Genomic DNA, 13,802 nt, shown 5'->3' with positions numbered 1-13,802 from the left:
GCTAAGACTTTTCATTGCCTAACCCCTAGTCAAAGTTTATTCTGCATAAGCTTTTTATTTAACAGGGATTTTTCCAATGGCCTATGATTTTGGTTCACAGACGTTAGGCATCGCCAACCCATTCAAAAAAGAAGGGGTATTCCGCGCAGTAGGCGGCGGCTTGGTTCTCGCGCTAGCCATTTATGCAGTAGCAGGTGTACCTGAACTATTTGCCGAAAACAAAGTTCGTGGTTACACCCTATTAGGTGTCGCTTTTGTGCTGATTGTGTCAGGCATTAAACATTGCGCGGTGGGTATCTTGCAGCTCATGCGATTTTTTGTAGGGCGAACTGTGCCTACCTCTCTTGCGTATAACCACTCGGTTTCCGAACAAGATGCAGCACAAGCAGAGCAAAAATCTCTGTTGTACTCTAAAGAAAGCCTACACGCTATGCTAATGGGGCGTCGCAACACTACGTTTGAAGAGCCACGTGGTTGGCTAGCTAGGCTAGTGCATAGCGTATTGCCGAAACTTACTTTCCTACCTTTTCCTTTGCGCCATTTATCTCAAGAAATTATTGCCATGGCGGTAACCTTTCTTGTTGCGTTGCTCGCATTCGCTATTGTCTACTTCTTGGTAAGTAACGGCTTAGCGGGTGAGGTGGCTAAAGTATTGGTGATGCCTTTACTCTCAATTTTGCTTCTTGTGTACTTAATTGCAAATTGGGGCTCTACTGCAAAAGGTATTCACAATGAAGGTAACTCACAACTTGCGAAAGCAAGCAGTTTGTCGCTAGGGGTGATTATTGGTCTTGCGTTAGTGGTTCCGTTGGGCGCCGGTGTATTTTTAGATGAGCTAGTGGGTAGGGATATCGATAAAGTTCGAGCTTGGGCAACTACATTCCCACTATTTAGCGCTTGGGCAAACTTAGCCTTACTTCTAATTTGCGTAATTGCGGTAATGGCGTTGATCATGCCGTTACTTTACAAACGAATGGGGCAGGTTACACCTAAAACGGAAGTCAGTGAATTTCGCGCCAATATGCAGGAGTCGGTTCACCCGAATGAAATCTTCATCAATATTGAAAATATCGTGCTTGCGAACCGAAGATACCGCGAAGTGCCAAATCGTATTTATGCCGATTTCGATCCTAGACTAAAAGAGCAAGCAGAAGGTAAAGGTAGTTTTGAGGGTGAGTTACTAATAGAAACTCAGCCTACATTAACCGATGGTGTGACCTTGCCAGAGAAAAAGAAAATGGCCCTCACTGCTGTGGCGCAAGTCGCCGTGGTCGCAGCCGCAATTTTATTTTATGTGGGCGGGTTGCAGCTTGCTGAAGTTCTCGATTTAGTTATTCGCCAAGGCGTAAACACCGACGCGCAAGTCAATACTGCAATTACGATGGGCAACAATCTCATTTGGTTAGTGTTTGCGTGGTTAACGGTACGCGGTGCTGCCAATGTGATGAACAAAGCGTCTCACATGTTTTGGGGGGAAATGACTTTTTCATCTTTGCTTATGTTTATGAAAACGGAAGGTACTTATACAGAGTCTCGCGTATCCACAGGGATGGCCATTCATGATTCTACACGTTCCGAAAATGTTGTGGTGCGAAGTAGTATTACCCCTTGGATCATCACCAGCAGGATCAACACTTCTATTTTTGCCACAAGCGGTATGAACAACTTAGAATCGCCACGTTTCATTATGGGAATGAATAAAAATGATGCCGAGCTTGGTGAGATTGTCACTGAGATTAAAGCATTCTTACGCGGGCGGGAAACCATCGCGTCTATTACCAATGAGGCCGACTTAGCCAACGCTGGCACCATTCACCAGGTAAACCAGCAAACTCGGTCTCACAATGAAACCACGCAAAATAAGATAACATTAGAACAGGATGAAGAAGCCGCCGGCTTCTTGCGTAATAATGCCGATGAAGAAGATGAAAATAAAAGCTAATACTTAGTTTTGTTCATCGGTTTGTTTTCTGTAAATATCGAATGCACTTATAGAAAATAGATGTTGGACACACACATGATTTTTAATAAACATGAGTGTGTGTCCAACTTTTTATTTGTTACTACAACCGATATCCCCCCCTCTGACCTTACGCTAATTACTTCATAAAACTCATTTAGTTAGTAATAATTCACGTGCATTTGTGTGACTGTCCAACAAATTTAATTTCCCTAACGCTCGTGCGATAGACAGTTAAGTGACTGTCCAACATATAGTTGATTCGTTGGTGGGCGGAGTTGCTCCTTGCTATAGGCGCTTGTACACTGGATTTTTGGGGCTTACTAAAGGGCGCTATTATGTCAGATAAGGATATTCAAACGCTTTCGTCAAAAGTGGTTTATGAAAATAAATGGCTTAAAGTGCGTGAAGATAAAATTCGTCGTGCAAGTGGAAACGAAGGTATTTACGGTGTAGTTGAAAAGCCAGATTTTGCGATTATTCTTCCCATCGATGGTGATATTGTTTATTTGGTTGAACAATACCGGTACACAGTAGAACAGCGATTGCTAGAATTTCCACAAGGTGCGTGGGAAGACAACCCCGACGCCGATCCTAAAGTGTTAGCAGCCGGCGAATTAAAAGAAGAAACAGGGTTTACTGCCAGCGAAATGCATTATGTAGGTTTTCAATACCTTGCCTATGGCTTTTGCAATCAGGGTTATCATATATTCGTCGCGAAAGGGTTAACGCAGGGCGAGCAAAAGTTAGACGTAGAGGAAGAGGATTTAAAAATCATACCTGTACATTTAAAAGAATTAGAATCAATGATAGCTGAAGGTACGATTAAAGATGCATCTACCTGCAATGCGTTCGGACTTGCTCGATTAAAAGGGTTTATTTAGTTAACACTATGATTATTGGTTGTAACACTCTGATTATTGGTTGTAACACTCTGATTATTGGTTGTAACAGCGTGTAACAATTTTATGTTGAACGGTATCGAACTCACTTGTATTGTGTGACCACACTTTTTCTTTGGAGCGAACAATGAACTGCAATGGGCAATTTTCCATTACGGGGTGGGATGAAAATATACTAAGTGAAAAACGAGAAGGTGTTAAGCAAACCCATGCTAGCATTACCCAAGCTTATGAAGGCAGCATGGCGGGGCAAAGCGACGTTGAATTTCTCATGTCATATCAGACATCAATGTTGGCGCTATTCGTTGGATTCGAGAGTTTTGTAGGGGTTATAGACGGTCGTCGCGGCACAATTTCATTTAAACATGATGGAAAATTTGTGAATGGCATTGCCAGCAGCAACTTTTCATCAATTGAAGGCAGTGCAACGGGTGAGCTTTCTAATTGCAATATTTCAGGAACCTTCGAGTCTGCTGAAGGCGGTAAAGCGAACTACACAATTAATCTTACCGAATAAATCTTACCGATAACCTAGTTTCTTACACATTAGGTGTAAACGAAAAAACGGCGCTTTTCAGCGCCGTCCAAAACCAGGGAAACGATTTTTAAAAGCTTTGTTTAACTCTCTATTAATCGAGAACCAATCTCAATTTGACGAGGTTTTTTAGCTTCGGGTATGACCCGCTCCATATCGATGTGCAATAACCCATTTTCCATATCAGCAGCTAACACCTTCACATGGTCGCCAAGCTGAAATTTTCTTTCGAAATTACGCTCGGATATTCCTTTGTGAAGAAACTTACGTTCGGCGGATTCTTTTTCCTCCGGCTTACGTGTACCTGTTATCACTAGAGTGTTTTCTTGAACTTCAATGGACACGTCATCTTTACTGAAACCCGCTATCGCCATTGTGACGCGATATTTATCATCGCCAAGCAATTCAATGTTGTAAGGGGGATAAGTACTTTGTTTTTCAGCACGAGAAGCAGCGTCAACAAGTGAAGCTAAGTGGTCAGAACCAATAAATGAACGGTAAAGTGGAGATAGATCGATAGTACGCATAGTCATATCCTATTAATTTAGCAATATGTTAAAAATAATTCGCCCCGACTATTCGGCGGCGGTGTTGTCAACCTGATCTTTCAGCGTCGACATAATAGATATAGGGTGGCTCAAATTCTTTTCAAGGGCTTTTTTTCAAAAAATTTTAAAATTTATTTTGAAATGCAAAAGCGCCTTAGTTTTTACCGGTATCAACACTATGTATTTATTAGTTACCAGAAATAGGCAAGTGCGACCGAGTTTAAATAAATCAAGCGCCCTGCGTAAGCTTTTACTATCCACTTAGTTTTCCTTTCTTCAGTTTGTTCCTTTCAATAAAAAGAACCATTCAATCAACAGCAAGCTTTCGTATGCACCCAAACGAAGCCGGCCTTTACTAATTACTGAACTAAATGATAATTAATTGTATTTGGGTTTTATGGGATAGTAATATAGCCATCTACTTTAAAGAGTATTAAGTAAGCATTTATGTACATAAATGCTACACTTAGCGTTCTTTTTGTTACTTAATCAAACTCAAGAAATCGAATGAAAAAAGAAGTTATTGTTTTAAATTGCGGTAGTTCGTCAGTTAAATTCGCTATTATCGATGCCGACACAGGTGAAGCTGGCCTAAGTGGTATTGCAGAAAGCTTAGGGAATGATGACGCAAGCATATCGTTTAAATTAAACGGTCAAAAAGAAAAGCAAACCTTACCCGCTAATGCCTCTCATGCAGAAGCGTTGGCAGCAATTCAAAACATAATTGCCAGTACAGGTGTTAATCCAATTGCTTTGGGTCATCGAGTCGTTCACGGTGGTGAGCGCTTTAAAGAAGCAGCGTTAGTTGACGATAGCGTATTAGCCTCGGTAGAAGAATATGCGAGTATGGCGCCGCTGCACAACTTAGCTAATCTGAAAGGCATCACCACTGCCCAAGCTGCGTACCCAGATTTACCTCATGTTGTGGTATTCGATACTTCTTTTTTCCAGCAAATGCCTAAACGTGCCTACATGTATGCACTGCCTAAAGCCTTGTACGAGCAGCATGGCGTGCGCAAATATGGCTTCCATGGTACTAGCCACAAGTTTATTCTAGATAGCACTGCGCAATTGCTAAATAAGCCGGTTGGTCAAACCAGTATTATTAGTGCTCACTTAGGAAATGGTTGCAGTGTTACCGCTATTGAAAAAGGGGTAGCGGTAGATACCAGCATGGGGTTTACACCGCTTGAAGGGTTAATGATGGGAACGCGCTGCGGCGATATCGACCCTAGCCTTCCTGGAACTTTACAAGAAAAGCTAGGCAAGTCTGCTGCTGAAATCAACGCACTAATTAATAAAGAATCTGGCCTTGCAGGTATTTCGGAACTAAGTAACGATTGCCGTACCTTAGAAGAAGCGGCAGAAGCGGGGCATGAAGGTGCATTATTAGCCCTTGAAATGTTCTGTTATCGCTTAGCCAAGTATATATCTAGTTACATGATAGCGGTGCCGTCATTAGATGCTGTAGTGTTTACCGGTGGTATTGGTGAAAATTCATCGTACATTCGCGCCACTACTATGGGTTATTTTTCTCACCTTGGTTTTACGGTAGATGAGCAAAGTAATCAGGCTATGCGTTTTGGTGCAAAAGGAAATATAGCGTCTTCTTCATCCACCAAACCTGTTTTAATCGTACCCACTAACGAAGAGTGGGTTATCGCCGCCGAAGCTGCGAAATTTGTCTAGCTTTTTTGGATAAACTTTTGCGTAAATTGTCTTTGCTTTAGGAGCAACTATGTCACGCCGTATTATGCTGATCCCCGTTGGCACTAGCGTAGGGTTAACTACTGTCAGCATTGGGCTAGTTCGTGCATTAGAAGAACAAGCCATTAAACTGAATTTTTTTAAACCTGTAGCACAGCCTCGTAGAGGCGATACCGGTGAAGAGCGCTCTACAGCTATTATTAGCCACCACTGTAGCGTTAAGCCTATTGCGCCGTTTGACCTGAACGTAGTAGAGAGAATGATCAGTAGCGACAATACTGATGAATTACTTGAAGAGATTATAGAGCGCTTTGAGGCGCATCAAGAACCCGATGCCGTAGCCGTTATCGAAGGCTTGGTAACAACTCGCCATCACCCCTACGCAGAGCGATTGAACCTTGAAATTAGTCGCGCTTTAGATGCCGATATTGTGTTTGTTTGCGTGCCAGGAAACGATGATCCTGTTGATATTAACCATCGCCTTGAAATAGTGGTAGACGCTTACGGCGGCCATAAAAGTAAAAAGGTAGTAGGTTGCATATTTAACAAAGTAAACGCGCCTTACGACGAACATGGCCAACTACGTACCGATTTAAGTGTGCTAGAAGCGCCAGAGCACGATGAAACACGCAGCAAAGCGTTGCGTGAGCTGCCTATATTTGCAAAAGGCTTAACCCTGTTAGGAAATATTGACTGGAATGCCGAGCTCATGTCTCCTCGTGCTATCGATATTGCCAAACATTTAAATGCAACGTTAATTAACGAAGGCAATATTGCTTCACGTCGATTAAGTAGCGTTACCTTTGCTGCTCGTGAAATTCATAATATGACACACACCCTAAAGCCAGGTGCACTGCAAGTGATGTCTGGTGATAGAGGTGATGTATTTGTTTCTTGCTGCTTAGCGGCGTTAAATGGCACCAAGTTAGGCGCACTGTTACTAACTGGTGGTTATCAACCAGATGAAAATATAAAGCAGTTATGTAGCCAATCACTGGAGACCGGCTTGCCTGTCATGCTAGTTAATACTAATACATGGCAAACCGCACAGAACCTGCACGCGTTCAATCAAGAAGTGCCGGTGGATGATAGTCAGCGTATCGAAAAAGTGATGGTACATGCGGCTGAAAGTTTAGATGCCAAATGGGTATCTTCGCTTACCGAAAAAGTATCTCGTCAAAAGAAACTTTCTCCCTCTGCATTTCGCTATTACCTTACCAATCGTGCGCGCCAAGTTAATAAACGCGTGGTACTGCCTGAAGGTAATGAACCCCGTACCGTGGCTGCCGCCGCTATATGTGCCAAACGGGGGCTAGCGCGCCCTGTATTGATTGGTGATGAAAACGAAATACAACGAGTGGCACAGCAACAAGGTGTAGTATTGGGCGACGGTGTTGAGATTGTTTCACCTGCGGCCATTCAAGAAGGCTATGTGGCTGGGTTAGTGAAGCTTCGTGGTCACAAAGGTGTTACCGATGTGGTTGCCCGTGAGCTGCTACAAGACAACGTGACCTTAGGTACTATGATGTTACAGCAAGGTGATGTTGATGGTTTGGTTTCTGGCGCTGTTCACACTACCGCGAATACCATTCGTCCGGCACTGCAGTTAATAAAAACAGCAGAAAATGCGTCGTTAGTATCATCGGTATTTTTCATGTTGCTGCCAGACCAAGTCTTGGTTTATGGCGATTGCGCGATAAACCCAGATCCTAACGCCCAGCAGCTGGCGGATATTGCTATTCAGTCTGCAACCTCGGCGCAGATGTTTGGTATTGAACCAAGAGTGGCCATGATCAGTTATTCTACCGGTACATCAGGTGCAGGCAGTGATGTTGAAAAAGTACGTGAAGCAACGGAAATAGCGCAAAAACTTCGCCCAGATTTACTGATTGATGGGCCGCTTCAATATGATGCAGCAGCCATTGAAAGTGTAGGGCGCAGTAAGGCACCAAATAGCCCAGTTGCGGGCAAAGCCAATGTGTTTGTATTCCCGGATTTGAATACGGGGAACACCACTTACAAAGCGGTACAACGTAGTTTTGATTTGGTGTGTATTGGGCCAATGCTGCAAGGCATGCGCAAGCCAGTCAACGACTTAAGCCGTGGGGCATTAGTAGATGATATTGTATTTACTATTGCGTTAACTGCTATTCAGGCCGCGAATTAGTTAGGGTGTGTTTAAGCTAGCTCTTAAATTAGCTCAAGGCTGTTTATTAGCTCAAGGCTGTTTATTCGCTTAAGGTTGTATTAGTTTTTGACAATATAATTTGATAGTTACACGTACAAAAACGGCGCATGAAGCGCCGTTTTTTTATGCTTGAATTTTAGTTCGTCCACTCAACTTGCCGAATAAATCAAAGTTTGTCGTCTAAATCTAAAAAAGGCGACTAGCGCATGGTTTGCATACTAAGCCTTCGAACGCTTTCTTAACCACAAAGCAATAAAGACAAATACCAAAACAAGCATCCACACGCCTAAATCTTGAATCAGGTAATAAGGCGTAAAACCAGAGGTTGCCAACACAGGAGCCGTTAAACTGGCTGCTTCAAATTGAGGTAACCGTGCAGTTATATTACCTTTGTGGTCAATAAAAGCGGTGATGCCATTATTGGTAGCACGCACCACAGGGCGCCCAAATTCGGCGGCCCGCATACGGGCAATGTCTAAATGCTGAGCTGGGCCATGAGAATGACCAAACCACGCATCGTTACTTACCGTAATTATCATGTCGGTGCTGTTGTAAATATTCGCCGCTACTTGCCTTGGGAAGGCAATTTCAAAACATATTGCCGGCGCCAAATGGATACCGTTGGCTACAAGATTGGCTTGCTGAAAATCACCTCTTGCAAAGGAAGACATCGGTAAATCGAACAAAGGCGCTAAGGGGCGTAACCAATCTTCAAAAGGCACGATTTCACCAATGGGTAATAAATGGTGTTTAGCAAACCGGTTGTTATGGAAATACTGATAATCTGGCGTTGTAGCATCGGGTGTTCTTTTACCCAGTACTATTAAATTATTCCACGCCTCGTCGGTTTCCCAATTAAAATTAACAATACCTGTGATAAGCGCTGTGTTCTCGGCAAAGGCGCGAGCATTGACTTGGGTTAAATAATCTAACGCAAGTGGCTCTAATTTTGGTACCGCTGCTTCAGGCCATATAATCAGGTCGTTATCCCACAGCGGTTCCGTAAGGTTTAAATAACGGTCCATGGTAGGGCGGTCTTGTTCAGGTACCCATCGCAAAGACTGCGCAATATTACCCTGTGCCATCGCAACGTTATACTGCTGCTTAGGCACAACCCATGTATGCTGATTGGCAATAAACCCACTAATATACAACACAAAGCTAACCACTACCGCAACGGTGAAATGCCGTTTAGTACGCGCCACGGCAAACAAGCTCGCACCGATAACCAGCAAGGCTGTCATGCCGGTTTCACCAATGATGGGTGCCCAACCCACTAGAGCACTATCGATTTGGCTATAGCCTAAAGAAAGCCACGGAAAACCGCTTAATAACCAACTGCGTAACCATTCTGCGAATACCCAGAAAAAAGGTAAAGCCAATGGCCAAAGACGATGAGGGAAATAGCGAGCAGTAAGCTTGAATGCAAGCGCCGGAAACAACGCAAGGTAGCTACATAATAAAACCATGAGGCCTATGGATGCAATTAGCGGTAAGCCACCAAAATCGGCAATGCTTACATGTACCCAACTAATGCCTGCTCCAAACCAGCCTAGTCCGAACAACCAGCCAGCTAAAAAAGGGCGATGCGTAAGTTTCATCACTTGCCGGATACCCAATGCAAACGCGGGGATAACAAGTGGCCAGATACCAAAGGGGGCAAACGCCAGCGTTAAGCTAGCGCCGCTTAGTAAAAGCAGTAAATAAGGAATGAACCGTTTCAACGGAGTTACTCCAGAGAGGCCACCGACACTTTAAGGTGTATAAGACGGCGTTTATCAGAGTTGGTTACCTTAAAGTGAATATCACCAATGGTAACTTCATCGTTCGTTTCAGGCATGTGCCCAAACGCTTTAAGCACAATACCGCCAATGGTATCGGCTTCTTCTTCGCTGAATTTGGTTTCAAAGAAGGCGTTAAATTCGTCAACAGGCGTTAACGCTTTAACTGAATAGGTCGATTTGTTCAGTGGGCGAATATCATCGGTACCGTCTTCTTCGGTATCGTATTCGTCTTCAATTTCACCAACAATAATCTCTAGTATATCTTCGATGGTAACAAGCCCAGATACACCGCCGTATTCATCCACAACAATGGCCATGTGATAGCGTTGTTGGCGAAATTCTTTCAGCAGTACATCTACACGCTTACTTTCCGGCACAATCACGGCAGGGCGTAAGATATCGCGTAAATTAAGACTTTTTTCTGGGTTAAACGCATAGCTCAGTAAGTCTTTAGCAAGCAATATGCCTTCAATATGATCTTTATCTTCACTAATAACGGGGAAGCGGGAGTGGGCTGATTCCAACACAACAGGTAGGAATTCATCAACGTTTTTTTCAACGTCTATGGTCGTCATTTGCGCGCGTGGGATCATAATATCCCTAACTCGCATTTCGTTGACACCTATTACACCTTCAATCATCTCCCGGGTTTGGGGATCGATGATTTCGTTCTGCTCGGCTTCAGTAATAACTTCAACCAGTTCTTGTTTGCTTCTCGGCTCGCCAGAGATAGAAAGTTTAAGTTTGTCTAACCAACTTTTTCCTTGGGAGCCGTTGGTAGAGTGAGGATTATCGTCGCTCATAATGTCCGCTAATTTATTGATACAACGTCAACGTTAAATGTCTTGGGGAGGGGCGTCAATGCTTTATTGTTTATTTGCACGTAAATTACGCAACTACCCAAGTGTAACTTGTTGGCGCTATTGGGTTTTATTGATAAGGATTACCAATATTTAAAGATGCCAATATACGAATTTCTTTTGCTTCCATAATGTCAGCATCTGCATCGTCTATGTGATCGTATCCCAGAAGATGTAATATTCCGTGAATGACCATATGGGCAAAGTGGTTGGTGGGTGTTTTGTCTTGCTCTTCTGCTTCACGCATGATCACAGGCACACAAATAACTAAATCGCCAAGCAAGTTCATTTCAATGCCGGGTGGAACTTCAAAAGGAAAAGACAGCACATTGGTCGGCTTATCTTTACCTCTGTATTCATGGTTTAGTGTTTGTGACTCTTCATCATCGGTGAAACGTACGGTAACTTCTTGCTCGCCCGTGTTTTCGGCCACAAGTACCGCATTAGCCCAGGTTTCAATTTGCTCAACAGAGGGAATGGCCTTAGCCATTTCCTCATCAGCTTCATAGGCTTGCTGGTAATCTACAATGGCTATCACTGGCTATCGCTATTCTGTTGTGCAGATGTGCTATTAGATGAACTACCAGATAAGGCATTAGCATCAGCTTGTTCACGTTGAAGACGAAGGGCTTCCTCTTTCTTCTCTTTGCGAACACGCTCTTGCTCGGCGTCATAATGCTCATAAGCACGCACGATTCGAGCAACTACAGGATGTCTTACCACATCTTCAGCGTTGAAGAAGTTAAACGAAATATCGTCAACATTATCCAATACTTCGATGGCGTGGCGTAAACCAGAACGGGCACCACGAGGTAAATCTACCTGTGTGATATCTCCGGTAATAACCGCTTTTGAATTAAAGCCAATACGGGTTAAGAACATTTTCATTTGTTCAACCGTGGTATTTTGACTTTCATCCAAAATAATAAAGGCATCGTTTAACGTACGGCCACGCATGTAGGCTAATGGCGCCACTTCTATGACGTTACGTTCCATTAGCTTTTCAACTTTTTCGAAACCTAACATTTCAAACAAGGCATCGTAAAGCGGGCGTAAGTAAGGGTCTACTTTCTGTGAAAGGTCGCCTGGCAAAAAGCCTAACTTCTCACCCGCTTCTACCGCAGGGCGAGTAAGTAGTATTCTACGTATTTCTTGGCGTTCTAACGCATCAACGGCTGCAGCAACGGCTAAATACGTTTTACCAGTACCAGCAGGGCCTACACCAAAGGTGATGTCGTAGTTTAAAACATTCGCCACATACTGAGCTTGATTCGGATTACGAGGCTTAATAACGCCGCGTTTTGTGCGAATGTGGACTTCTTTACCGAAATCGCCAGCGCCTGACCCTGTATCTTGCTCTAAAGCCGCGGCCTGTTGAATAGCCAAGTGCACTTGCTCAGGTTCAAGTTCAGGCAAGCGGCCTTTTACTGGCTGAGTTTCTACATACAGCTGTTTAAGTAATTCAGTGGCGCTCTGAATTTGGCGTGGCTCACCTAACACCTTGAACGCATTATTTCGGTAAGTAATTTCTACTCCCAACCTGCGCTCTATTTGCTTAATGTTGTCGTTAAACGGCCCACATAAGTTAGACAAACGTTTTGTGTCTGCCGGTTCCAAATCAAATTCATTACTTACCAATGTACTCAAACTACTGTATTCCTCACTTTTACTATTTATGCTGGGTTGAATTGACCTACGCCTATTGCGTCAGGCAAATCAGCCTCGTGCTTAGCCATAATAGATTGGGGCGAAACGGCAACACGCAAGCCCATTTCATCTTCACGGCGAATAACGTCGCCACGTAATGAATTAGAAAATACGTCTGTCACTTTCACGTCTACGAATTCACCAATCATATCCGGCGTACCTTCGAAGTTTACTACGCGGTTATTTTCAGTACGGCCAGAAAGCTCCATAGGATTTTTCTTTGAAGGCCCTTCAACCAAAATACGCTGTTCGGTACCTACCATGTTACGGGCTATACGCAACGCTTGTTGGTTTATACGTTGTTGCAACAAGTACAGGCGCTGTTTCTTCGCGTCTTCGGTTACATCGTCTACTGCGTCGGCCGCTGGCGTACCAGGGCGAGCACTGTAAATAAAGCTAAAGCTTAGGTCGTAATCGATGGCCTGAATAAGGTCCATTGTGGCTTCAAAGTCAGCATCGGTTTCACCTGGGAAACCAATAATGAAATCGCTCGACATACTAATGTTAGGGCGAACTTTACGAAGCTTACGAATTTTAGACTTATACTCAATGGCCGTGTGACCACGCTTCATCAAGTTAAGAATGCGATCTGAACCACTTTGTACAGGCAAGTGAAGGTGATCAACAAGCTCAGGGATAGTGGCGTACACGTCAATAATATCATCGGTAAATTCAACCGGATGCGACGTGGTATAACGAATTCTGTCGATACCGTCGATAGCTGCAACAAGTTCCAATAACTCGGCAAAGCGACATACGGTGCCATCGTGGTTTTCACCGCGAAACGCGTTTACGTTTTGGCCTAACAAGTTAACTTCACGTACACCTTGACCGGCAAGCTGGGCAATTTCTAGTAGTACGTCATCTACCGGACGGCTTACTTCTTCACCACGGGTATAGGGTACTACGCAGAATGTGCAGTACTTAGAACAGCCTTCCATAATAGAAACAAACGCCGTTGGGCCTTCAGCACGAGGCTCAGGTAAACGGTCGAATTTTTCAATTTCAGGGAAGCTCACGTCGATAACCGACTTTTCGCCGCCTTTAAGTTGGTTAATCATTTCGGGCAAACGGTGCAATGTTTGCGGGCCGAAAACTAAATCAACATAAGGGGCACGCTGGCGAATAACGCTACCTTCTTGAGAAGCTACGCATCCGCCCACGCCAATAATAAGCTCGGGTTTATCTTGCTTAAGGTTCTTCCAACGACCAAGCTGGTGGAACACTTTTTCCTGCGCCTTCTCACGAATAGAGCAGGTGTTAAGCAAGATGACATCAGCCTCTTCCGCAGTTTCTGCTGCAGAATAGCCATGAGTAGAGTCGAGTAAGTCTGCCATTTTCTCCGAGTCATACTCGTTCATTTGGCAGCCCCAGGTTTTGATATACAGCTTTTTAGTCATAACAACTAGTCGATAACCTGATAGAGTTCCCGTAAGCAATTGACTGGCGGTTGAAAATGCCACACGCTAACTAGGTTAGGTGTAATTTCTGGCAAAGCCTGCCACTGCAGTTTTGGGAAGATGTTCAAAATAGCCGCGTATTTTACCTGTTATAACGTCGAATGCCCAGTGTATTCACCCACATTCGCCGGAATTTAATGCACTGCCATCT

At 43.9% G+C, this 13,802-nt stretch carries 11 protein-coding genes; 5 read left to right on the top strand and 6 right to left on the bottom strand.

Translation table 11 applies throughout. The features are described from left to right. Positions 1–76: 76 nt before the first annotated feature. The 3 genes from J8L84_RS03315 to J8L84_RS03305 all read left to right on the top strand — a co-directional run bounded on the left by J8L84_RS03315 (position 77) and on the right by J8L84_RS03305 (position 3,379). Entirely contained in the window at positions 77–1,942 is a 1,866-nt protein-coding gene (locus J8L84_RS03315) for a hypothetical protein (protein WP_211069447.1), read from the top strand. Between the two features lie 356 nt (positions 1,943–2,298). Further along, positions 2,299–2,844, top strand: coding sequence for an NUDIX hydrolase (locus tag J8L84_RS03310; RefSeq protein ID WP_211069446.1), 546 nt, complete (start codon positions 2,299–2,301; stop codon positions 2,842–2,844). Positions 2,845–2,989: 145 nt separating this feature from the next. Further along, entirely contained in the window at positions 2,990–3,379 is a 390-nt protein-coding gene (locus J8L84_RS03305) for a DUF3224 domain-containing protein (protein WP_211069445.1), read from the top strand. A 101-nt stretch (positions 3,380–3,480) separates the two neighbouring features. Here J8L84_RS03305 and J8L84_RS03300 read toward each other — a convergent pair whose 3' ends face one another. Continuing rightward, complete coding sequence (locus J8L84_RS03300; protein ID WP_057792724.1) at positions 3,481–3,924, bottom strand: Hsp20 family protein; 444 nt, start codon at positions 3,922–3,924, stop codon at positions 3,481–3,483. Positions 3,925–4,452: 528 nt separating this feature from the next. Here J8L84_RS03300 and J8L84_RS03295 point away from each other — a divergent pair. After that, the gene (locus J8L84_RS03295; protein ID WP_211069444.1) at positions 4,453–5,634 is read left to right on the top strand and encodes an acetate kinase; all 1,182 of its coding nucleotides are present in this window, start codon (positions 4,453–4,455) and stop codon (positions 5,632–5,634) included. A gap of 49 nt (positions 5,635–5,683) precedes the next feature. Further along, entirely contained in the window at positions 5,684–7,819 is a 2,136-nt protein-coding gene (gene pta / locus J8L84_RS03290; RefSeq protein ID WP_211069443.1) for a phosphate acetyltransferase, read from the top strand. Between the two features lie 239 nt (positions 7,820–8,058). On the opposite strand, the gene lnt is transcribed toward pta, so the two are convergent. From lnt to miaB, 5 genes are all read right to left on the bottom strand, one after another. Then, on the bottom strand, positions 8,059–9,564 hold the full coding sequence (gene lnt, locus J8L84_RS03285; protein ID WP_247670540.1) for an apolipoprotein N-acyltransferase: 1,506 nt from the start codon (positions 9,562–9,564) through the stop codon (positions 8,059–8,061). A 5-nt stretch (positions 9,565–9,569) separates the two neighbouring features. After that, positions 9,570–10,427 (bottom strand): transporter associated domain-containing protein, encoded by an 858-nt coding sequence (locus J8L84_RS03280; RefSeq protein ID WP_013784735.1) that lies wholly within the window; start codon positions 10,425–10,427, stop codon positions 9,570–9,572. Positions 10,428–10,554: 127 nt separating this feature from the next. After that, complete coding sequence (gene ybeY / locus J8L84_RS03275) at positions 10,555–11,022, bottom strand: rRNA maturation RNase YbeY (RefSeq protein WP_211069442.1); 468 nt, start codon at positions 11,020–11,022, stop codon at positions 10,555–10,557. Next, positions 11,019–12,131 carry a PhoH family protein gene (locus J8L84_RS03270; protein ID WP_211069441.1) on the bottom strand — a complete coding sequence of 371 codons (1,113 nt, stop codon included), beginning with the start codon at positions 12,129–12,131 and terminating at the stop codon, positions 11,019–11,021. The genes ybeY and J8L84_RS03270 overlap by 4 nt, the downstream gene beginning before the upstream one ends. A gap of 26 nt (positions 12,132–12,157) precedes the next feature. Continuing rightward, the gene (gene miaB, locus J8L84_RS03265; RefSeq protein ID WP_211069683.1) at positions 12,158–13,591 is read right to left on the bottom strand and encodes a tRNA (N6-isopentenyl adenosine(37)-C2)-methylthiotransferase MiaB; all 1,434 of its coding nucleotides are present in this window, start codon (positions 13,589–13,591) and stop codon (positions 12,158–12,160) included. Between the last annotated feature and the right edge of the window lie 211 nt (positions 13,592–13,802).

The organism is Alteromonas sp. MMG017 (genome assembly GCF_018100795.1).
In the GTDB taxonomy this organism is placed as follows: Bacteria; Pseudomonadota; Gammaproteobacteria; order Enterobacterales; family Alteromonadaceae; genus Alteromonas.
Note: the sequence above shows the minus strand (reverse complement) of the source record. Positions and strands in the feature narration are given on the sequence as shown.